General features: G+C 70.9%; 18 protein-coding genes. 5 read left to right on the forward strand and 13 right to left on the reverse strand.

The window, feature by feature from the left end; all coding sequences use genetic code 11:
* Window positions 1–4 precede the first annotated feature (4 nt).
* Together INT49_RS03355 and INT49_RS03360 are read left to right on the forward strand one after the other, a co-directional pair.
* Window positions 5–775: an AzlC family ABC transporter permease gene (locus INT49_RS03355; RefSeq protein WP_193116299.1), complete on the forward strand. Its 771-nt coding sequence runs from the start codon at window positions 5–7 to the stop codon at window positions 773–775.
* Complete coding sequence (locus INT49_RS03360) at window positions 772–1,086, forward strand: AzlD domain-containing protein (protein WP_193116300.1); 315 nt, start codon at window positions 772–774, stop codon at window positions 1,084–1,086. Before INT49_RS03355 ends, INT49_RS03360 begins: the two co-directional genes overlap by 4 nt.
* On the opposite strand, the gene INT49_RS03365 is transcribed toward INT49_RS03360, so the two are convergent.
* From INT49_RS03365 to INT49_RS03390, 6 genes are all read right to left on the reverse strand, one after another.
* Window positions 1,087–1,560: a hypothetical protein gene (locus INT49_RS03365; protein WP_226849663.1), complete on the reverse strand. Its 474-nt coding sequence runs from the start codon at window positions 1,558–1,560 to the stop codon at window positions 1,087–1,089.
* Between the two features lie 12 nt (window positions 1,561–1,572).
* Window positions 1,573–2,340, reverse strand: coding sequence for a 4-hydroxy-tetrahydrodipicolinate reductase (dapB, locus tag INT49_RS03370; RefSeq protein WP_193116301.1), 768 nt, complete (start codon window positions 2,338–2,340; stop codon window positions 1,573–1,575).
* Window positions 2,341–2,402: 62 nt separating this feature from the next.
* Window positions 2,403–3,740, reverse strand: coding sequence for a M16 family metallopeptidase (locus INT49_RS03375; RefSeq protein ID WP_193116302.1), 1,338 nt, complete (start codon window positions 3,738–3,740; stop codon window positions 2,403–2,405).
* Between the two features lie 238 nt (window positions 3,741–3,978).
* Window positions 3,979–6,219, reverse strand: coding sequence for a polyribonucleotide nucleotidyltransferase (locus INT49_RS03380; RefSeq protein WP_193116303.1), 2,241 nt, complete (start codon window positions 6,217–6,219; stop codon window positions 3,979–3,981).
* A gap of 208 nt (window positions 6,220–6,427) precedes the next feature.
* Window positions 6,428–6,697, reverse strand: a complete 270-nt coding sequence (gene rpsO / locus INT49_RS03385) for a 30S ribosomal protein S15 (RefSeq protein WP_193116304.1) — start codon at window positions 6,695–6,697, stop codon at window positions 6,428–6,430.
* A gap of 168 nt (window positions 6,698–6,865) precedes the next feature.
* A complete protein-coding gene (locus INT49_RS03390) occupies window positions 6,866–7,882 on the reverse strand; it encodes a bifunctional riboflavin kinase/FAD synthetase (protein ID WP_193116305.1) in 1,017 nt (338 codons plus the stop codon).
* A gap of 373 nt (window positions 7,883–8,255) precedes the next feature.
* On the opposite strand from INT49_RS03390, the gene INT49_RS03395 reads away from it, so the two are divergent.
* Window positions 8,256–9,902 carry a L,D-transpeptidase gene (locus tag INT49_RS03395; RefSeq protein WP_193116306.1) on the forward strand — a complete coding sequence of 549 codons (1,647 nt, stop codon included), beginning with the start codon at window positions 8,256–8,258 and terminating at the stop codon, window positions 9,900–9,902.
* 125 nt (window positions 9,903–10,027) lie between these two features.
* Here INT49_RS03395 and truB read toward each other — a convergent pair whose 3' ends face one another.
* From truB to INT49_RS03425, 6 genes are all read right to left on the reverse strand, one after another.
* Window positions 10,028–10,981: a tRNA pseudouridine(55) synthase TruB gene (truB, locus tag INT49_RS03400; protein WP_193116307.1), complete on the reverse strand. Its 954-nt coding sequence runs from the start codon at window positions 10,979–10,981 to the stop codon at window positions 10,028–10,030.
* Entirely contained in the window at window positions 10,978–11,541 is a 564-nt protein-coding gene (rbfA, locus tag INT49_RS03405) for a 30S ribosome-binding factor RbfA (protein ID WP_193116308.1), read from the reverse strand. Before rbfA ends, truB begins: the two co-directional genes overlap by 4 nt.
* Before the next feature lie 220 nt (window positions 11,542–11,761).
* On the reverse strand, window positions 11,762–14,722 hold the full coding sequence (gene infB, locus INT49_RS03410; RefSeq protein WP_193116309.1) for a translation initiation factor IF-2: 2,961 nt from the start codon (window positions 14,720–14,722) through the stop codon (window positions 11,762–11,764).
* 95 nt (window positions 14,723–14,817) lie between these two features.
* Window positions 14,818–15,123 (reverse strand): YlxR family protein, encoded by a 306-nt coding sequence (locus INT49_RS03415; RefSeq protein ID WP_193116310.1) that lies wholly within the window; start codon window positions 15,121–15,123, stop codon window positions 14,818–14,820.
* A gap of 163 nt (window positions 15,124–15,286) precedes the next feature.
* Window positions 15,287–16,393 (reverse strand): transcription termination factor NusA, encoded by a 1,107-nt coding sequence (gene nusA / locus INT49_RS03420; RefSeq protein ID WP_226849664.1) that lies wholly within the window; start codon window positions 16,391–16,393, stop codon window positions 15,287–15,289.
* A 1-nt stretch (window position 16,394) separates the two neighbouring features.
* Window positions 16,395–16,994, reverse strand: coding sequence for a ribosome maturation factor RimP (locus INT49_RS03425; RefSeq protein WP_193116311.1), 600 nt, complete (start codon window positions 16,992–16,994; stop codon window positions 16,395–16,397).
* Window positions 16,995–17,125: 131 nt separating this feature from the next.
* Between INT49_RS03425 and INT49_RS03430 the strand changes: the two genes are divergently transcribed.
* The gene (locus tag INT49_RS03430) at window positions 17,126–18,262 is read left to right on the forward strand and encodes a DUF4439 domain-containing protein (RefSeq protein ID WP_193116312.1); all 1,137 of its coding nucleotides are present in this window, start codon (window positions 17,126–17,128) and stop codon (window positions 18,260–18,262) included.
* A 52-nt stretch (window positions 18,263–18,314) separates the two neighbouring features.
* On the opposite strand, the gene INT49_RS03435 is transcribed toward INT49_RS03430, so the two are convergent.
* Window positions 18,315–20,099, reverse strand: coding sequence for a proline--tRNA ligase (locus INT49_RS03435; RefSeq protein WP_193116313.1), 1,785 nt, complete (start codon window positions 20,097–20,099; stop codon window positions 18,315–18,317).
* 111 nt (window positions 20,100–20,210) lie between these two features.
* On the opposite strand from INT49_RS03435, the gene INT49_RS03440 reads away from it, so the two are divergent.
* Window positions 20,211–21,569, forward strand: a complete 1,359-nt coding sequence (locus INT49_RS03440) for a glycoside hydrolase family 15 protein (RefSeq protein ID WP_226849665.1) — start codon at window positions 20,211–20,213, stop codon at window positions 21,567–21,569.
* Window positions 21,570–21,586: the final 17 nt, after the last annotated feature.

Here is a 21,586-nt window from a genome sequence, read left to right on the forward strand (position 1 = left end):
CATCATGACCACTGCTTCACCCGGCACTCCCCAGGAGGCGCCCGGCACCGTGGACCCGGTGCGCAGGATCCGTCGCACCGGATTCTCGATCGGGCTCGCCACCGGTCTGTACGGGATCTCCTTCGGCGCTCTGGCCACCTCCTCCGGGCTCGACGTCTGGCAGGCGATGGTGCTCTCCGCCGTGATGTTCACCGGCGGCAGCCAGTTCGCGTTCATCGGGGTGATCGGGGGCGGCGGATCTGCCCTCGGCGCCGCCCTGGCCTCGGTGCTGCTGGGCGTGCGGAACACCCTGTACGGACTGATCCTCGCCCGCTCCCTCCCCCGGCACGGAGTGAAGGGGCTGGCCCGGGTGCAGCTGACCATCGACGAGTCCGCGGCCCTGGCCGCCTCCGGCAGCGATGAGCGGGAGCGGCAGGCAGGGTTCTGGGCGGCCGGCGTGTGGGTGTATGTCTTCTGGAACCTGTTCTCCCTGGTCGGGGCCGTCGCCGGGCAGTTCGTCGCCGACCCCCGGGCCTGGGGTCTGGATGCCGCGGCCGCCGCGGCCTTCCTCGCCCTGCTGTGGCCTCGCCTGCGGTCGGCCGATGCGGTGGCGATCGCCGTCGCCGCCGCCTTCATCGCGCTCGTGACCACACCCTCGCTGCCTCCGGGCCTCCCGGTCCTGGCCGCCGCCCTGGTCGCCGTGCTCGCCGGGCTGCTGCCCGCGCGCCGCTCCGCAGAACCCCCGCGGCGCGAGACCCCTCCCGACCCGCGACCGCGTACGGAGGACCGACGATGAGCATGCTCTGGGTCGCGGTGATCGCCGCGTCCGTGCTGTCCTTCGGGCAGAAGTGGCTGGGCTACCAGGCCCCGCCCGACGTCCTGGACCGGCCGCGGATCGCCCGGATCACGACGCTGCTGCCGATCGCCCTGCTGGGTGCACTGGTCGCCACGCAGACGGCCGCGAGCGGCGCGGAGATCGTGCTCGATGCGCGCCTGGCCGCGATCTCCGTGGCGGCGGTGCTCCTGCTGGCCCGGGCCCCGTTCCTCATGGTCGTGATCGCCGCGGCGGTCGCGGCGGCCGGCCTGCGCGCCCTCGGCTGGGCCTGATCAGCGACCGGCCCCGTCCCGTCGAGCATCAGCTCCACGAACACCAGCCCGTCCGACACCAGTTCGACGAACATCAGCCCGACGGGCGTCGATCGCCCGCCGGGTCGCCATCCGGGCGCCCTTGCGATCACGCAGCGCGTCGTACGCCAGGGCGAGGCGGAACCATGCGGTCCAGTCCTGCTCGCCCCGGTCCTGCACCGCCGCGCGCGCGGCCTCGAACTCGGCGCGCGGATCCTCGGCGTCGGCATCGGCAGGGGGCTCGTAGCGGCGGGCGAGGTCACCGGCGCCGATCCCGAAGAGCACCTCCCGCCAGGTCACCCAGACGGTCAGCCCCAGCAGGATGACGATCCCCAGGGCGAGCCCGTAGCCCAGCGCGCTCCCGGCGCGCACGAAGCCCCACGCGATCCAGCCCAGTCCCCAGCAGTACGCCGCCGTGATCAGCAGGAGGGCGACGACGACGATCTTCTGACGCATCGACGTGCCCGCTCAGCCGAGCTCGAGGTAGCCGTCCAGGCCCACCGTGAGGCCCGGGTGCGCAGCGACCTCGCGCACGCCCAGCAGCACGCCGGGCATGAAGCTGGCGCGGTCGAAGGAGTCGTGGCGGAGCTGGAACTGCTCCCCCGGGCCTCCGAACTGGACCACCTCATGGGCGACCAGGCCGCGCTGTCGCACCGCATGCACGTGGATCCCGTCGACGACTGCGCCGCGGGCTCCGTCAGGATCCTTCTGGGTCGCATCGGGCACTGCCCCGAGTCCGGCGGCCTTGCGCCCACGGGCGATCGCCGCCGCGGTGTGGCGGGCCGTTCCCGAGGGGGCGTCGAGCTTGTCCGGGTGGTGCATCTCGATGATCTCGGCGCTGTCGTAGTAGCGGGCGGCGACCTCGGCGAAGCGCATGGCGAGCACGGCACCGATCGCGAAGTTGGGGGCGATGAGCACGCCCACCCCGTCAGCTCCCTCGAGCTGCGAGCGCAGGTCGCCGAGGGTCTCCTCGGTCCAGCCCGTGGTGCCGACCACGGCATGGATGCCGTGCTCGACGAGCCACCGGACGTTCTGGGCGGTCACGGACGGGACCGTGAGGTCCACAGCGACCTGCGCGCCGGCGTCGGTGATCGTGGAGAGCTCGTCGTCGCGCCCGAGCGCGGCGACGAGCTCCAGGTCCGTCGCGGCCTCGACGGCGCGGCAGGCCTCGGAACCCATCCGGCCGCCCGCGCCGATCACGGCGACGCGCAGGGGGGTCTGGTCAGTGCTGGTCATGGGGTGCTCCTCGACGGATCGGGGTGGATGGGCTGTCAGGCTTTGCGTGGCGGGGCAGGAGCTCAGGACTCCGGGCCGACCTCGACCCGGGTGCTGAAGGAACCCGCCAGGCGCGCGGCGAGCTCCTGCACAGCCGCGGCGTCGACCCGGCCGATCTTCTCGAGCGTCTCGTCGACGCTCGTGTACGTCCCGTGGACCAGCTCGATCGTGCCGAGCCTGCCCATCCTGCTGCTGGTGTCCTCGAGCCCCAGGGCGAAGGACCCGGTGATCTGACCCTTGGCGCGGGACAGCTCCTCCTGCTCGATGCCGCTGGCGCCCATCCGGTCGAGCTCCTCGGCGAGCAGCTCGACGACCTGCGCGGTGCGGGAGGGACGGCAGGCGGCGTACATCCCGAACAGGCCGGCGTCGCGGTAGCCGCCGCTGAAGGAGTACACCGAGTAGGCCAGGCCGCGCTGCTCCCGGATGTTCTGGAACAGGCGTGAGGACATGCCGCCGCCGAGCACCGACATGAGCACCGAGAGCGTGTGGCGGTCCTCGCTGAGAGCCGAGAGGCCCTGGCCGCCGAGGTAGATGTGGTTCTGCTCCGCAGGACGGATCAGCCGGTGCGAGGCGATCGTGGAGACGTCCTGGACGGACCTGTTCGCCGTGGTCCCCCTGGGAGCCTCCGAGCGCGGCCGACGGCGGGGCAGAGCCCCCTCCTCGAGCGTCCAGCCCCCGCGGCGCAGCCCCGTCCGGAGCAGCTCGGCCAGCTCGTCGTGATCGATGTCCCCGACCGCGGTGACGACCAGGTTGTCGGGTCGGTAGTGCGTATCCCAGTGGGCGCGCACATCCTCGATGCTCAGCGCGTTCACGGACTGCTCGGTGCCGCCGACGGGGCGGCCGAGGGCGGTCTCGGCGCCGAGCACGTCGGCGAGGAAGGTCTCGTAGCCCACATCGGTCGGATCGTCCTCGGCCATGGCGAGCTCCTCGAGGATGACCTCCCGCTCGGTGGCCAGGGCCTCCTGCTCCAGCAGGCTCGCCGTGATCATGTCCGTGAGGACGTCCACGGCCATCGGCACATCGGAGGAACGGACCCTGCCGTAGTAGAGGGTGTGCTCCTTCGCGGTGATGGCGTTGGAATCGCCGCCGACCTCGTCGAAGGCCGTGGCGATGTCCATCGCGGAGCGCCGCTGGGTGCCTTTGAACAGGAGGTGCTCGAGAACATGCGTCGACCCGGCATGCTCGGGACGCTCGTCGCGCGATCCGACGGGCAGCCAGAGCCCGATGGTCGCGCTGCGCACGCTGCGATCGGTCTGGGTCAGCAGACGCACACCGCCGGGCAGGATGCTGCGCCGCACACCGGTGGCGGCATCGAGCATCACGTCGGAGGCGGGATCATCGAAAACGAGGTCGGAAGGCATCGATCGATTGTTCCACGACCTGGCCGGCATCGGGACGAGAGTTCGCCCTCCCTCCCGGACCTCGACATCCCCGGCCTCGACCCTCCCCGAGCTCCACGACGCTCACCCCGCCCCCGAGGGACCCGTGCCGGAACAGCCGGTCGACTCGCCCCGGGACAGCAGGACGGGGAGGCACCCGATGGTGCCTCCCCGTCCTGGGAGCTACGGCCTCAGAAGGCCGAACAGATCACTGTGCGGATCACTTCTCGCCGGAGGAGCTCTCCTCGGAGGGCTTCTCGTCGTCCTCGGAGACCGCCAGGGAGATCTTTCCGCGGGCGTCGACCTCGCGGATCTCCACCTCGATCTTCTGACCGACCTTGGCGACGTCCTCGACGCTCTCGACCCGCTTGCCGTCGTTCAGCTTGCGCAGCTGGGTGACGTGGAGCAGGCCGTCCTTGCCCGGGGTCAGCGAGACGAAGGCGCCGAAGTCGACAACGCGCACCACGGTGCCGAGGTAGCGCTCGCCGACCTCGGGGACCTGCGGGTTGGCGATGGCGTTGACCGCGGAGCGTGCCGCCTCGGCCGAGGGGCCGTCGGTCGCACCGATGTAGACGGTGCCGTCGTCCTCGATCGTGATGTCCGCGCCCGTGTCGTCCTGGATCTGGTTGATCATCTGGCCCTTCGGGCCGATGACCGCACCGATCTTGTCGACGGGGACCGTGACGGCGATGACGCGAGGAGCGTGGGGGCTCATCTCGTCCGGCGCGTCGATGGCCTCGTTGAGCACACCGAGGATCGCCAGGCGTGCCTCGTGAGCCTGCGACAGCGCACCGCCGAGCACGGAGGCCGGGAGGCCGTCGAGCTTGGTGTCGAGCTGGATCGCGGTGATGAACTCGCTGGTACCGGCCACCTTGAAGTCCATGTCGCCGAAGGCGTCCTCCGCACCGAGGATGTCGGTGAGCGCCGCGTAGCGGGTCTCGCCGTCCACGGTGTCGGAGATCAGGCCCATGGCGATGCCGGCGACCGGGGCGCGCAGCGGCACACCGGCGTTGAGCATCGCCAGGGTCGAGGCGCACACGGAGCCCATCGAGGTGGAGCCGTTGGACCCGAGGGCCTCGGACACCTGACGGATCGCGTAGGGGAACTCCTCGCGGGACGGCAGGACCGGCACCAGGGCGCGCTCGGCGAGCATGCCATGGCCGATCTCACGACGCTTCGGGGAGCCGACGCGACCGGTCTCACCGGTGGAGTACGGCGGGAAGTTGTAGTGGTGCACGTAGCGCTTGCGCGTGACCGGCCCGAGAGAGTCGATCTGCTGCTCCATCTTGAGCATGTTCAGCGTGGTGACGCCCAGGATCTGGGTCTCGCCGCGCTGGAACAGCGCCGAGCCGTGCACCCGCGGGAGCACCTCGACCTCGGCGGAGAGCGCGCGGATGTCGCGGAGGCCGCGGCCATCGATGCGGACGCCGTCGGTGAGCACCTTCTGGCGCACGACCTGCTTGGTCAGCGCACGGAAGGCGCCGCTGACCTCCTTGTCGCGACCCTCGAGCTGCTTGCCCTCGCCGGCGAGCTCCTCGGTCAGCTCACCGAGCAGCTGCTCGGTGCGCTCCTCGCGCTCGGTCTTCGCGGCGATGGACATGACCTCGGCCAGACGCTCGGTGGCTGCGGCCTCGACGACGTCGTGGGCGTCGTCCTGGAAGTCGAGGAAGAGCGGGAACTCGCGCACCGGCTTGGCGGCGGTGGCGGCGAGCTCCTGCTGGGCGACGCACAGGCTGCGGATGAAGACCTTCGCGGCCTCCAGACCCTCGGCCACGACGGGCTCGGTGGGAGCGATTGCGCCCTGCTCCTTGATGAGCGTCCACGCGTTGTCGGTGGCCTCTGCCTCGACCATCATGATCGCGACGTCATCCTCGACGATGCGACCGGCGACGACCATCGAGAAGACGGCCTCGTCGAGCTGCGAGAAGGTCGGGAACGCGACCCACTGGCCACCCTGGGCGGTCGGCATGAGCGCGATGCGCACGGCGCCGATCGGACCCGAGAAGGGCAGACCGGAGATCTGGGTGGAGGCGGACGCGCCGTTGATGCCGACGACGTCGTAGGCGTCGTCCGGGCCGTTGGCCATCACGGTGAGGACGATCTGGACCTCGTTGCGCAGGCCCTTGACGAAGGCCGGGCGCAGCGGGCGGTCGGTGAGGCGGCAGGCCAGGATGGCGTCGGTGCCGGGACGGCCCTCGCGACGGAAGAACGAGCCGGGGATGCGACCCGCGGCGTACATCCGCTCCTCGACGTCGATCGTCAGGGGGAAGAAGTCGAAGTGGTCCTTGGGACGGTTCGAGACGGCGGTGGCCGACAGGATCATCGTGTCGTCGTCGAGGTAGACGGCGACGGCGCCGGCGGCCTGCTGGGCGAGACGTCCGGTCTCGAAGCGGACCTCACGACGGCCGAACGAGCCGTTGTCGATGACCGCGGTCGTCGCGGTGATTTCAGGGCCTTCCATGGCCATGTGGATCTCCTCTGGTAGGGGGTTGCCCTGCCGGTGCGGCCTTCGTCAGTCACACGCGGTGCACGATCCCGTGAGGGGGATCCGTGCCCCGAAGGTCACTGCCGAGGACCGAACCTGGTCGGGGCGGGGTGTCGGAGGGGCGTCCGCGTCAGCGGACAGACGGAACCGCCGCCCGCCTCTGGAGGCGAGCGGCGGACAGCGATCAGCGGCGGATGCCGAGGCGCTTGATCAGCGAGCGGTAACGCTCGATGTCGGTGGCCTGGAGGTACTTCATCAGGCGCTTGCGCTGACCGACCAGCAGCATCAGACCGCGGCGCGAGTGGTGATCGTGCTTGTGGGTCTTCAGGTGCTCGGTCAGGTAGGTGATGCGATGCGTGAGGAGCGCGGCCTGGACCTCGGGCGAACCGGTGTCACCCTCGGCGGTCGCGTACTCCTTGATGATCTCCTGCTTGGTGGCGGTGTCGAAGGCCATGGTTCTCCTGTGGTCGTTGCGCGGCGCTCCGGGACCTGCTGTCCCGGGCTCTCTGGGCGAGCCTCGCCCCGGATTCCCTGCCTGGGCGCACGTCGAGGACGAGCACTGCAGACATCTGGGTGGGGCGGACTGACTCTCCGCGGCCGAATTCACGGCGGCACCAGGATATCAGCCCTCGACAGGCGGACGGGAGGGACCGGGACCCAGAGTGCGGCGGGTCACCTCGACGTCCCGCTGCATCTGCTCGACCAGGCTCTCGACCGAGTCGAACTTCAGGGTCGGACGCTGGAAGGCCACGAACTCGAGCCGCACCGTGTCGCCGTAGAGGTCCAGGTCATGGGCGCCGTGCACGTAGGCCTCCACGGTGCGCCGGGGAGCGCCGTCGACCTCGAAGGTCGGGTTGGTGCCGATCGAGATGGTCGCCGCCGCTCCGGCCAGAGGGTCCGTCCCGGCGTGCGCGCGATCCTGCGCGACCACCGTGAGATGACCGGCGTAGACCCCGTCGGCCGGGATCAGACCGGCCGGCGACGATCCCAGGTTCGCCGTGGGGAAGCCGAGCTCGCGGCCGCGCTGGAAACCGTGATGGACGACGTCCGTCACCGTGTGCAGCCGACCCAGACCCTCCGTCGCGAGCTCGATGTCACCCGTCAGCAGCGCGGCACGGATTCCCGAGGAGGAGATGCGCCCGCCCTCCTCCCCGTCGGGACCGAGGTCGGAGACCGTGACGACCTCGAAGCCGTACTTCCTGCCCAGTTCGCGCATGGTGTCGATATCCCCCGCGTTCGCCCGGCCGAACAGAGCGTCCTCGCCCAGCACGACGCACTTCATGCCGAGGCCCTCGACGAGGAAGACCCGCACGAAGTCCTCCGGGGAGTAGAGCGCGAAATCATGGGTGAACTCGAGGTCCAACACGCCGTGGACGCCGGCGAGGAGGAGCAGGCGGTCGCGGTCCTCGTGCCCGGTCAGCAGCGGCGGCTCGCCGGGCGTGCCCATGACGTGTCGCGGATGCGGCCAGAAGGTGAGAGCGACCGGCGAGAGCCCACGCGTCTCGGCGTGGTGGACCAGCTGTTCGAGCACATAGCGATGGCCGCGGTGGATCCCGTCGTAGTTCCCGATGGAGACCGCTGTGGCCCCGAGATCGGCGGGCACGTCCTGCACGGAGTGCCAGATGGGGGTGCGGGTCACGGCGCGGTCAGGTCCTTCCAGGGCCGGGTGCTCGGACGCACCCACGGGGGTTCCACCCGGGGGCGGAGCATCTCGGGCAGGAGCACCGAGGAACGGGGAACACTGTAACGCCCGAGCACTCGCCCGCGGGCGACGGGCCCGTGCGACGAGCCTGTCGCCGAGCCGTGGTCCGATGCCTTGGAGACCCGACGCCGCCCCGACAGCCGGACAAGCTGTGACGTACCTGTGACGAAGCTCGGCGGCGCAGGCATGTCGCGAAGCACGCCTGCTCCGTTACTCTGAAGGACAATGCGGCGCCGGGGAGGGACCCCTGTGCCCTCCGGCGTTCCATGCGGGGGCAGACAAGACGGCCGCGGAGAACGGATCAGAATCCATGACGAACGTGACCGAATCGGCGTCGCTGGGCGGCCCGTCCCGACCCACCGGCCGCCACGGCCGTCGCCGCGCCCTCCTCATCGTGATCGCCATCCTCGCGGTGATCGCCGTCGCCCTGACCGGTGGCGCGATGGCCTACGCCAAGCAGTTCGACGATCGCGCGCTCCCGGGGACCACCATCCTCGGGCAGGACGTCTCCGGCAAGTCCGCTGACGAGATCTCCGCGCTCGTCGCGGAGAAGGGCGAGGGCGTCTCCGTCGCGGTGACCGCCGGCGATCAGGAGGTCGAGGTCCCGCTCGCTGATCTCGGGGTGACCGTCGATGCCGACGCCACCGCGACAGCCGCTCTCGACCGCGAGAACTCCGTGGCCGAGGTCATCTCGTCGACCTGGTCCGGCGAGCACCCGGTCGCCCCGGTCGTGTCCGTCGACGACGCCGCAGTCGCCGACTTCGCCAAGAGCCTGGTCCCCGAGGACAAGACCGAGCCTGTCGACGCCGAGGTCACCTTCGATGAGGACGCGCAGACGTGGAACGCCGTCCCCGGCCGCAACGGCCAGGGCGTGGACCCGAAGGTCCTGGTGGACACGGTGACGCAGAAGGCCCCCGCGCTCGAGAGCTTCAGCGTGGAGCAGCCCATCGAGGAGATCGCCCCGGCGATCACCACCGAGGAGGCCGAGGAGACCGTCGGCACGATCTCCTCCCTGCTCGAGCAGCCGATGTCCATCCAGGGCGCGGACGACGCGACCCACGAGGTCTCCGCCGAGAAGCGCTCCGGGTGGCTCTCGGTGGCTCCGGACAAGGCCGGCGAGGCGCTGGCGATCAGCGTGGACGAGGACGCCGTGCGCGAGTGGGTCTCGGACCGCGCCACGGATGACGCCGTCGAGGCCAAGGACGGCATCGAGCAGATTGACGAGGACGGCAAGGTCGTCAAGGTGGTCGCCGAGAAGGAGGACGGTCTCAAGATCACCAACACCGATGCTGTCGCCGACGAGCTGATCGCCGCCCTGCAGGGCACCACCCCCCTCGAGGCCGCCTTCGAGACTCAGAAGATCAAGGCCGAGGTCAACGAGGTCGACGCGCCGAAGGACCCGGACGACGAGAAGGACAAGAAGGACGAGGACGCGAAGGACGACGACACGAAGGACGCGGACAAGAAGGACGAGGACGCCGCGAAGGACGAGAAGGACAAGGACGAGAAGTCCAAGGACGAGAAGGACAAGTCCAAGGATTCCGACGAGGAGACTCCCGCCGACAAGCCCACCGGCGAGAAGTGGATCGACGTCAACCTGAGCAACAAGACGGTCACCGCCTACGTCGGCGACACCCCCGTGTGGGGCCCGCGGTCCATCGTCGACGGCAAGGAGGGGAACGAGACCGTCACCGGCTCCTTCGAGATCTACCTGCGGTATGACCGTCAGGACATGACCAATGCCGCGTACTACCCCGAGGGGCACGAGAAGTACTACCTCACCCCGGATGTGCCGTGGGTGCAGTACTTCCATAACGGCTACGGCTTCCATGGAGCACCGTGGCGCTCGTCCTTCGGGTACTCCGGATCGCATGGCTGCATCAACATGACCGTGTCCGATGCGAAGTGGCTCTACGACTGGGCGTCGATGGGCACTCGCGTCGAGTCCCACTACTGAGCGGACGCCCGCCCACGCATGACGAAGCCTCCTCCCGGATTCCGGGAGGAGGCTTCGTCATGATGTAGGGCCGACAGCGTCCGTCCGTCGGTCAGCACCGTCCGTCGGTCAGCACCGTCCGTCGGTCAGCACCGTGCCTCGAGCGGGATCACGAGGGCGGGACGCCAGCTCGAGCCGTCGGGACGGAGCACGGCGCAGAGGGCTCCGTCGGCGTCGAGAGCGGCGACCAGGTCCAGCTCCTCTCCCCCGCCCCTCGGGGCGCTCCGGGGGAACGCAGGCGCCGCAGAGGGCGCCGCGGCTCGCGGGATGCGCCGGCCGTCCGCGAGATCCCGCGCCTCCTCGGCGGAGACGCTCAGGGTGGGCAGCACGGCGCCCGCGCTGCGGCCCAGTCCCCGCAGGGGCAGGTGCACGTCATCGCCCTCGCCCCGAGCCGGAACCGGCACGGCGTCGTCCACCGTGAACGGACCGATGCTGGTGCGGCGCAGGGCCGTGAGATGGCCTCCCACGCCCAGTGCGGCGCCCAGGTCCCGGGCCAGAGCCCTCACATAGGTTCCCGAGGAACAGGTGACCACGGCGTCGAGGTCGACATAGCCGTCGCTCTCGCGGCGCGCCGTCACGTCCAACTGGGAGATCCGGACCGGGCGTGCGGCCAGCTCGACCTGCTCCCCCGCTCTGGCACGGGCATACGCGCGCTTGCCGTCGACCTTGATGGCGCTGACGGTCGAGGGCACCTGCTGGATGTCACCGCGGAGCTGCTCGAGCTGCTGATGTATCGAGGCGTCGGTGATCCCCCCGGTATCGCTCGGCGTCCCGATCGGTTCGCCCTCACGATCATCGGTGGTCGTGGACAGGCCGAGGCGGATCGTGGCCTCATAGGTCTTGTCCAGTCCCACCAGATGGGTCAGCAGCCGGGTGCCCTGGCCGATCCCCAGGATCAGCAGGCCCGTGGCCATGGGGTCCAGGGTGCCGGCGTGGCCGACCTTCTTGGTTCCCAGCAGCCAGCGCACCCGGGCCACGACGTCGTGGCTCGTGCGATCCGGCGCCTTGTCGACCAGCAGGATGCCGTGCGGGGCGCTCACACGCCCTCGCGCCCGCTGACACCGGTCGACGGGCCCTGCTCGTCCTCGCGATCGGCAGCGGTCTCGCCGTCGACCTCGTCCGAGTCGTCGGTCTCGTCGTCGGTCTCGTCCTCGTCGATCTCGTCGTCCTCGTCCTCGTCCTCGCGGGGGACGCGATAGGGATCGGCGTCGCCGGCGTAGGCCGCGCCCTCCTTCGACTTCGCGAGCTCGGCGTCGCGGCCGCGGGCCTCGGAGAGGAGGTCCTCGATGACGCGGGCGTTCTCGGGGATCGCATCGGCGATGAACTCGAGGGTCGGGGTCAGGCGCACGCCGGTCTGTCGGCCCACCTCGCGGCGGAGCATGCCGGTGGCGCTCACGAGGGCTGCGCCGGTACCTTCGCGCTCCTCGTCCGTGCCGAAGACGGTGTAGAAGAGCGTCGCATGCTGGAGGTCGCCGCTGACGCGCACATCGGTGATGGTCACGAACCCGAGGCGCGGGTCCTTGACCCGAGTGTCGAGCATGGTCGCCACGATGACCTTGATGCGGTCGGCGAGCTTGAGGGCGCGGGGGCTGTCGTTCATGATCGGTCAATCTCCTGATCGGGGTGAGGATCTGCGAGGGGTGAGGAGGGATGTCGGCAGCAGGATCGTCGCCGGGCAGGGGGCGTCCCGGCCCCGGAGGAGGTGTCCGTCCGGGCGCGTCCGGGAGGACAGCTGCAGGGGAGGAGAGTCGCGACGGACATGCGGCTCTCCTCCCCTGCGGATGCGGCCGGGCGCCGCGGGGCGCCCGGCCGGTATCGGATCAGCTGCGGGGCTTCTCCTGCATCTCGTACGTCGTGACGACGTCACCGATCTGCAGGTCGTTGAAGGATCCCAGGTTGATGCCGCACTCGTAGCCCTCGCGGACCTCGGTGACATCGTCCTTGTAGCGACGCAGCCCGGCGATCTCGAGGCTCTCCGTGACGACCACTCCGTTACGGGTGATGCGCGCCTTGCCGCCTCGCTTGATGAGGCCGCCGCGGACGATCGAGCCGGCGATGTTGCCGAACTTGGAGGAGCGGAAGATCTCGCGGATCTCCGCCGAGCCGAGCTCGACCTCCTCGTACTCCGGCTTGAGCATGCCCTTGAGGGCCTGCTCGACCTCGTCGATGGCGTTGTAGATGACCGAGTAGTACTTGATCTCCACGCCCTCGCGGTCGGCGTACTCCGCGTTGAGGCCCTCGGCCCGCACGTTGTAGCCGATGATGATGGCGTCCGACGCGACGGCGAGGTTGATGTTGTTCATCGTGATCGCACCGACACCGCGGTCGATGATCCGCAGATCGACGCCGTCTCCGACCTCGATCCCGAGCAGCGACTCCTCCAGCGCCTCGACGGCACCGGCGGCGTCACCCTTGAGGATGAGGTTGAGGGTCTCGACCTTGCCGTCGGCCATCGACTTGGTGATGTCCTCCAGGCTGATGCGCTTGCGGGCCTTGGACAGCGCGGCGGCACGCTTGGCGGCCTCGCGCTTCTCGGCGATCTGGCGGGCGGTGCGCTCGTCCTGGGCGACCAGGAAGGAGTCACCGGCGCCGGGCACCGAGGTGAGACCGAGGACCTGCACCGGGCGGGACGGGCCTGCCTCGGTGATGTTCTCGCCGTTCTCGTCGAGCATGGCACGCACGCGGCCGTGACCGGTGCCGCAGACGATCGCGTCGCCGACCCGCAGGGTTCCCTGCTGGACGAGCACCGTGGCGACCGGGCCGCGACCGCGGTCCAGGTTCGCCTCGATGGACACGCCACGAGCGTCCTTGTCCGCGTTCGCGGTCAGCTCCAGCGCGGCGTCCGCGGTGAGCAGGACGGCCTCGAGCAGCGCCTCGATGTTCTGGTTCTCCCGAGCGGAGACGTCGACGAACATCGTCTCGCCGCCGTACTCCTCGGCCACCAGGTTGTACTCGGTGAGCTGCTGGCGGATCTTCTGCGGGTTCGAATCCGGCTTGTCGATCTTGTTGACCGCGACCACGATCGGCACGTTGGCCGCCTGGGCGTGGTTGAGCGCCTCGATGGTCTGCGGCATGACTCCGTCATCGGCGGCGACCACGAGGATCGCGATGTCGGTGACGTCCGCACCGCGGGCACGCATGGCGGTGAACGCCTCGTGGCCCGGGGTATCGATGAAGGTCAGTGCACGATCGACGCCCTCGTGCTCCACCGGGACCTGGTAGGCACCGATGTGCTGGGTGATGCCGCCGGCCTCGCCTGCGCCGACGGTCGCCTTACGGATCGTGTCGAGCAGGCGGGTCTTGCCGTGGTCGACGTGACCCATGACGGTGACCACGGGCGGACGCGGCACGCGGTCCTCGTCGTCCTCCTCGGCGAGCTCGGCATCGAGATCGATGTCGAACTGTCCGAGCAGCTCGCGCTCTTCGTCCTCCGGGGAGACGATCTCGATCTTGTAGCCCAGCTCGGTGCCGAGCAGATCGAAGGTGTCCTCGTTCAGCGACTGCGTGGCCGTGGCCATCTCGCCCATCGCGAAGAGCACCGTGATCAGCGACGCGGGGTTCACATCGATGCGGTCGGCGAAGTCGGAGAGCGAGGCTCCCCGGCGCAGGCGGATCGGGGTGTTGCCGTCGCCGCGCGGGATCGAGACGCCGCCCGGTGCGGGCGCCGACATCTGCTCGAATTCTGCGCGCTTCGCACGCTTCGACTTGCGCGAACGGGCGGGCTTGCCACCACGACCGAAGGCACCCTGCGTGCTGCCGCGACCACCGCGACCGCGGGGACCGCCGCCACCTGCGGGACCACCGGGGCCGCCGCCGGGACGAGCACCGGGGCCGCCACCGGAACGACCACCGCGGCCGCGGTTGTCGCCGCCGCCGGGACGGGCATCGGCCAGACCGCCGGAGGAGTGCTGGCGCATGATGCCGGGGGTGGGCATCCCGGGACGGGGCGGACGGGGAGCCGCACCCTCACGGGCGGCGGGACGACCGGCACCGGCCTGATCGCCGCTGCGACCCTGGCCCTGGGGCTTGGATCCGGGACGGGGCATCCCCTGCGAGGTCGCGAAGGGGTTGTTGCCCGGACGGGGACCGCCCGGACGCGGCGCGCCCTCACGCGGAGCGCCGTCTCGTGCGGGACGGCCGCCGCCCTGGCCCGGCTTGCGGGACCCGGCGCGGGGCATGCCCTGCGAGCTGGCGAAGGGGTTGTTGCCGGGGCGTGCTGCACCGGGGCGGGGCGCGGGACGCTCGCCACCGGGCTTCGGAGCGGGCGCCGGGCGCGCAGCACCGGGCTTCGGCGCGCTGCTGGCGGACGCAGAGGGACCGTCGGTCGCCGGCTTCTCGGCGGGCTCGGACGGCTGATCGCTCGCGGGCTTCGCGGCGGTCTCGGCGGCCTGCTCGGACGGAGCGGGCTGCTCGGCCTTCTCCACGGGGGCGGAGGGTGCCGGGGTCGGTTCGGGAGCCGATGCTGCGGGCTGCTCCGGAGCGGCCGGGGCGGGCTTCGAGCCGGGCTTGGGGGCGCTGCCGGGCTTGGGGGCACCGCCCGGCTTGGGCGCTCCACCGGACTTGCGCTCTGCGTCGCCTGCGGGGGCGGCGGTGCCGCTCTTCTCGGACGAGCTGTCCCCACCCTTGGCGGGGAGCTCCTCACGCAGCCGACGGGCGACGGGCGCCTCGATGGTCGAGGATGCGGAGCGAACGAATTCGCCCATGTCCTGCAGCTTCTGCAGAACGGCCTTGCTGGGGTGTCCGAGCTCCTTGGCGAGCTCGTGGACGCGGACCTTAGCCACATTTCTCCTGTCTCGGTCCGGCCGACAAGAGGGCGCGGACCATTAATTCCTGAGGGTGCTCATTGGTGAGTACTCATCGGATATCCATGGTTCTTCTACCTGTTCCACGTTCGGGTGAAATCGGAGTTCTCGAGGTCCTGGACGAGATGCCCGGTGTCGACGCCGCCCCGGAAGGACCGGGCGAAGCCGCCTCGCTTCACAGCGAGCTCGAGACATGATGCCTCGGGATGGAGCCACGCACCGCGACCCATGGCCGATCCGGTCGGATCGGGCAGGACTCGCGGGATGACGCCTCCGGGAGCGGACTCCCGGACCAGACGCACCAGCTGGTCGCGCGGGGCCACCTGATGGCAGCCGACGCACGTGCGCTCGGGACGATGGGGTGCAGAGTGGGTGACCACGCCTCCACCTCCGTTCCGGACGCTTCCATCGGACCATGATCCAGACCGCGTGCAGTCTGCATCACACCTCGACGAACAGCCTCCCCAGTGTAGCGGACGCGCCGCGACGGGCGCTCACCCGGGAGGCGTGGGCCACACCTCACTCCGTCAGATCCGTGGCAGCTCAGTCCTCGGGGACGGCATCTCCGGCAGCGGGCGCCCGATCGGCCTGAGCAGGCGCCTCATCCGTCGGGGCGGCGGTGTGGGCCACCGGGACGGACGCGCTCTCCTCCACCGCCTCCTGGGCGGAGGCGGGGTACGCGTTCGGATCGTCGTCCGGGCGGATGTCGATCTTCCACCCGGTGAGCTTGGCGGCCAGGCGCGCGTTCTGCCCGTCCTTGCCGATGGCGAGCGAGAACTGCCCGGCGGGCACGACGGCGCGGACCGCACGGCCCACCTCGTCGATGACCGTGACGCTGGAGACCTTCGAGGGCGAGAGCGCGTTGGCGACGAACGTGGCGGGGTCCTCGTGGAAGTCGACGATGTCGATCTTCTCGCCGGCCAGCTCGTTCATCACCGAGCGCACGCGAGCCCCCATGGGGCCGATGCAGGCGCCCTTGGCGTTGATCCCGGGAACCGTCGCATGCACCGCCATCTTGGTGCGGTGACCTGCCTCGCGGGCGAGCCCGGTGATCTCGACGCTGCCGTCGGCCACCTCGGGCACCTCGAGCGCGAACAGCCGGCGCACCAGGTTGGGGTGCGAGCGCGAGAGCGTGATCTGGGGGCCCTTCGGTCCCCGTCGGGCCTCGGTGACGTAGGCGCGCAGGCGCTTGCCGTGGGAGTAGTCCTCCCCCGGGACCCGCTCGTGCGGGGGCAGCACGGCCTCGACCTCGCCGAGATCGACCAGCACCATCCGGGGATCGCGGCCCTGCTGGATGATCCCGGAGACGATGTCATCGGCCCGCTCGGCATACTCGCCGAGCACTGCTTCGTCCTCGAGGTCGCGGATGCGCTGGAAGATCACCTGTCGCGCCGTCGAGGCGGCGACCCGCCCGAAGTTCTCCGGGGTGTCGTCCCATTCCTCCAGGACGGTCCCGTCCGAGTTGCGCTCGCGCGCCATCACGGCGACCTGGCCGGTGCGCTCGTCGATGATCACCTCGGAATCCCGCACCGGATGATCGGTGTGCAGGTAGGCGGCGTGCAGAGCGGAACGGATCGCGTCCAGCAGGACGGGCAGGCGGATGTCCCGCTCCCGTTCGAGGGCCCGCAGGGCACCCATGTCGATGTCCATCTCAGCTCTCCTTCGATGCGGTGGGGTCGGCGTCAGCGTCAGCGTCAGCGATCAGCTGCGCAAGATCAGCAGGCGGGTCGAACTCGACCTGCACCTGGGCGGTGGAGACCTCGGCGACCGGGATATCCAGCCGCTCGGAGGTGCCCTGGGGCATACGGAGCGGGCGGCCGCGGTCGTCCCGGCCGGGCTCCTGACGCAGGATCAGGACGTCACCGGCGGTCACGGCGAGCAGTCGTGCCCGGTACAGCGTGCCGTCGACGGTCAGGGAGAGCAGGCGGCCCCGCGAGCGCCGGAAGTGGCGCACGGCGGTGAGCTCCCGATCGACCCCGGGGGTGGTGATCTCCAGGACCACCGGGTCGGGGCCCAGCAGGGAGTCGTCGGCGTCGATCAGATCGGAGAGCTCGCGCGAAGCGATCGCGACGGCGTCCAGATCTGCGCTGCCCAGCTGGTCCTCGGGCAGATCCACGATCAGCCGCACCTCGGGCATCGAGCGGGGGCCTGTCACCACGATCTCTTCGAGCACGAGGTCATGGTTGTCCAGGACCTGGGATGCTGCCTCCCGCAGGGCGGTGTGGGCCGTCTGGCCGTCGAGGTCGCTCATCGCTCGCTCACCTCCTCCTGCATATAGGTACCTGTGCCCGCCGGTGACAGATCACCGGCAGGGTCACTCCCAGGATAGTGCGCGCGCGGCGCGGATGCCTCCCGGATGGGCCTCGATGCGAGAATCCTCCTGTGCTCCTTCCCACCGACTCCCCCTCTGCTGCCCGACTTCCCTCGCGGCGCAGGGTCCTGGCGTCGGGCGCCCTGGGCGTCCTCGCCCTCGCCGGGCTGCCCGGATGCGGACGGATCGCCGTAGGCGGGCCCGAGGCCTACACGCCCCCTCCGCCCGGGATCGATGACCTGTACCGGGCTGATCTGCTCGACGTGCTGGACCGCGCGATCGCCGGTGCGGAGGCGCTCGCGGGCTCAGACGGAGACTCGGACTCGGACGACGGGGCGCCCGACCCCTCCGGCGCCACCGCCGATGGTTCGACGGGCCCCGCGCTGCCCGGCGTGCTGTCGATGCTGGTCGCCGCACTGCCCGCACAGCGTGCGGCCCTGCTGACCGGTGCCGAGGCCGAGCGCGCGGCGACGGCCGGCTCCGACCCGGCCTCGACGTCTCCTCCCCCGCCCTCCGACGCGCCGACGGACGCAGCAGGGCTCCTCGCGGTGCTGGTGGAGCTGCGGCTGCTCGCGGCCGATGCGGCACGGCAGGTCTCCGGATCCCTCGCCCGTCCGGTCGTGGCGATCGCGGCGCATTCGGCATGGAGCGCACGACGCCTCCACGTCGCCGCTGCGGCGGGCGAGGTGGCCCCGTTGCGCCCGGCGGAGGAGATCGTGCCCTCGCGCGAGGTGCCGACGACGGACCCGGCGACGGTGGGCGCCGAGGTGGACTACCACTCCACGATCGAGCGGGCGCAGCAGGAGGAGTGGTACGTCGGCTACCTCTACGAGGTGCTCGCGGCCCGGACCACGGACGCCGGCGAGCGCGAGGCGGACCTCGCCCACAGCGACCGCCATCGCGCTCGCGCAGAATCCCTCGCGGCGATCGCGGAGGAGGACGGCGCCCCGGTCGTGCCCCGTCAGGCCGTCTACGCGCTTCCCGGCGGCACGCTGGACGACCGGATGGCCGCGGAGCTCCCGAGGATGCTCGCCGAGGGCCTGCTGGTGGATCATGCCGCGCTGGTCGGAGCCGCCCCGTTCGACCGCCGTCCGCTGTCGATCCTCGCCACGATGCAGGAGGGCGAGCTGCTGGCCACCCGCACGGAGGAGATGCCCCCGCTGCCCGGCCTCGAGATCGAGGACCCCGCGCCGAGCGACGGCGGCTGAGCACCGCTGCCCGGGGCCGCCGCCGGCTGGCAGCGGCGGCCCTGCTGGGGGCTCAGGCCCCGCGCACCGCCGACACCAGGGCCTCGACGGCCGCCTCGGGGGCGACCTCCTCGATGGATCCCGTCGCGCGGTCCCGGATCTCGACCACGCCGGTCGCCAGGCCCTTGCCGACCACCACGGAGGTGGGGATGCCCAGCAGCTCGGCGTCCTTGAACTTCACGCCCGGGGAGACCTTGGGGCGGTCGTCGTAGAGCACCTCGAGGCCGCGGGACTCGAGCTCGATGCCGATCCGCTCGGCCTCCTCGAAGATCTCCGGCGTCTTGCCGGTCGCCATGATGTGCACGTCGGCCGGGGCGACCTGACGGGGCCACACCAGTCCCTTGTCGTCGTGGTGGAGCTCGGCGATGGCGGCGACGGCGCGGGTCACGCCGATGCCGTAGGAGCCCATCGTGACCACGACCGCCTTGCCGTTCACGTCGAGCACCTTGAGGTCGAGCGCCTCGGCGTACTTGCGGCCCAGCTGGAAGATGTGTCCCATCTCCATGCCACGGGTCAGTCGCATCGGGCCCGAGCCGTCGGGCGCAGGGTCCCCGTCGCGCACCTCGGCGGCCTCGACGGTGCCGTCGGCGGTGAAGTCGCGGCCGAAGACGAGGTCGTAGACGTGCTTGTCCTTCTCGCCGGCGCCGGCGACCCAGGAGGTGCCGGGGGCGACGCGAGGGTCCACGAGGTAGCGGATCTCCGAGGGAGATTCCAGGCCCAGGCCCTCCGGGCCGATGTAGCCCTTCGTCAGCACGGGGTGCTTGGCGAAGTCGGCATCGGTGAACGGTGCGGCGACGGCGGGCGCGACTGCGGACTCGAGGCGCTTCTCGTCGACCTCGCGGTCGCCGGGCAGCGCGATGACCAGCGGCTCGGTGCTGCCGTCGGGGTAGGTGAGCAGGTAGACGAGGTGCTTGAGCATCTCGTAGCGGGTCCACTCCCCCGACTCCGTGATGGGGCCCGTGCCGGGGAAGGCCTCGTTGGAGAAGTCCGTGAGCGCGGCGATGGTGCTCGCCCACGGGGTGTCCTCGACGTGCATCGCGGGCAGCCCGGCGATGGCGGCCTCGTCCAGGGCCGGCGGGGCGACGGTCGTGACGGCCTCGACGTTGGCGGCGTAGCCGCCGTCGGAGACCACGAAGGTGTCCTCGCCGACGGGCGTGGGGTGGAGGAACTCCTCGGAGCGGGAGCCGCCCATCGCGCCGGCGTCGGCGCGGCAGATCACGGTGGGCAGACCGAGGCGATCGAAGGTGCGCTGGTAGGCGCCGCGCTGCTTCTCGTAGGAGACGTCCAGGCCGGCGTCGTCGATGTCGAAGGAGTAGGCGTCCTTCATGATGAACTCGCGGGTGCGCAGCAGCCCAGCCCGGGGACGCGCCTCGTCACGGAACTTGGTCTGCACCTGGTAGAGCATCGCCGGGAGGTCCTTGTACGAGTTGTACAGATCCTTCACCGTGAGGGTGAACGTCTCCTCGTGGGTGGGCGCGAGCAGGTAGTCGTTCTCGCGGCGGTCCTGGAGGCGGAACACCTGGGGGCCGTACTCCTCCCAGCGCCCGGTGGCCTCGTACGGCTCGCGCGGCTGGAGCGCGGAGAAGACGAGCTCCTGGCCGCCGATGGCGTCCTGCTCGTCGCGCACGATGGCCTCGACCTTGCGCAGCACCTTCAGCCCGAGCGGCAGCCAGGTGTAGACACCCGGTGCGCTGCGGCGGATGTATCCGGCGCGCACGAGCAGCTTGTGGCTGGCGACCTCGGCGTCGGCCGGGTCCTCCCGCAGGGTGCGGACGAACGACGACGACAGACGGAGCATGGGGCAGGCCTTTCACAGCAGGGACTGGGCGCTACCGCCACCGGGGGCGGACGCGGGGTCCATCGTACTGGCCGCCGTGCCGGCAGACGAGCACCGACGTACCCTGGCAGGATGCACCCGCGAGCACGAGAGGATCCCGGATCCTCGCACACGTCGCGCCGACAGGCCCTGCGTGCGGCGGGCACCGTCGGCGCCCTCGGCGTCGTGGGAACCGGCGGGTACCTGACCTATCGCCTCGCCGTCCCCGCCACGGACCCGCGCACCGTCATCTCCCTGTACTCGCAGACCGTCGCCTATGCCGCGAACCAGTCACGCGTGCTCGTGAGGACCCCCGAGTCGATGTCCGAGCTGCTCCCGGGAACCCGCCTGCACTCGGGCCTCCCCACGTCCTCCCCCGTCCTCCGGCGTGCGCACGACTTCTGGGAGGGAACCGCCTCGTGGAGATCACGGGTCGACGAAGCACAGGAAGGGCACGAGATGCGCGCCGTCCTCCGGGACCTCGCGGGATCCGCTCTGCGCGACCTGTGGGTGCTCGCGGATGATCTGCCCGCCCCGGTCGCCGGCTGGAGCACGAGCTGGCGATACATCTGGCCGCGGGATGCCGCGTTCTGCGCGGTCGCGCTCGCCCGCGTGGGGCATGTGGACCGCGCGATCGGCGTCCTGACCCATCTGCAGTCGATCCAGGCGGAGGATGGGTGGTTCGAGGCGCGCTATGCACCGGGCACAGATCGGGCACCGGATGGCAGGGACCGCCAGTTCGACGGCACCGGTCTGGTGCTGTGGGCTCTCTCCGAGGTCGCGCGGACCGTTCCCGATGCCGACCGGCCCCAGCTCCTCGAGGACTTCGCGCCCCTGATCAGCACCACCCGCGATGCGCTGCTCCGGGAGACGCAGGACGGGACCGAAATGCCTCCCGTCTCCCCCGACTACTGGGAGGTGCGCGAGCGCGCCGTGACGCTCGGCCTCATGGCCAGCGCCCTGGCGGGTCTGCGCGCCGTCGGCGAGCTGACCGGGGACGACAAGGACCAGGAGGCCGCCCGCTCGTTCTCCGCGGTGCTGACCGACTCCTTCGGCGCCCATGGCTTCCAGCGCTACCGGCGCCGCGGCGGATCCGACTCCGCTCTCGCCGTCCTCGATGCGACCGGATGCCACGGTGTGGCATCGGCCCAGCAGCTGCTGGACCTGCGTCAGGAGCTCGCCCGTCCGGGAGGCGGCATCGCCCCGGGGGCGTCCTGGCGCGAGGACGGCGTCAGCTGGACCCCGTCGACGAGCCTGCTCGCCCTCGCCCTCGCCCGGGCCGGAGAGGTCGACGCCGCGCTCGAGATCCTCGGCTGGCTCGCAGCGCACCGCACCGATGCGGGCTCCCTGCCGGAGAAGGTCCTCTTCGACGGCCGCCCGGCGGCGGTCGCCCCGCTCGCCTGGACCGCGGCGAACGTGCTGCTCACGCTCGACGCGCTCGCGTCGACGTGACCCTGCGAATCTGACGC

The sequence above is a fragment of the Brachybacterium tyrofermentans genome, from assembly GCF_014897585.1.
GTDB lineage: Bacteria > Actinomycetota > Actinomycetes > Actinomycetales > Dermabacteraceae > Brachybacterium > Brachybacterium tyrofermentans.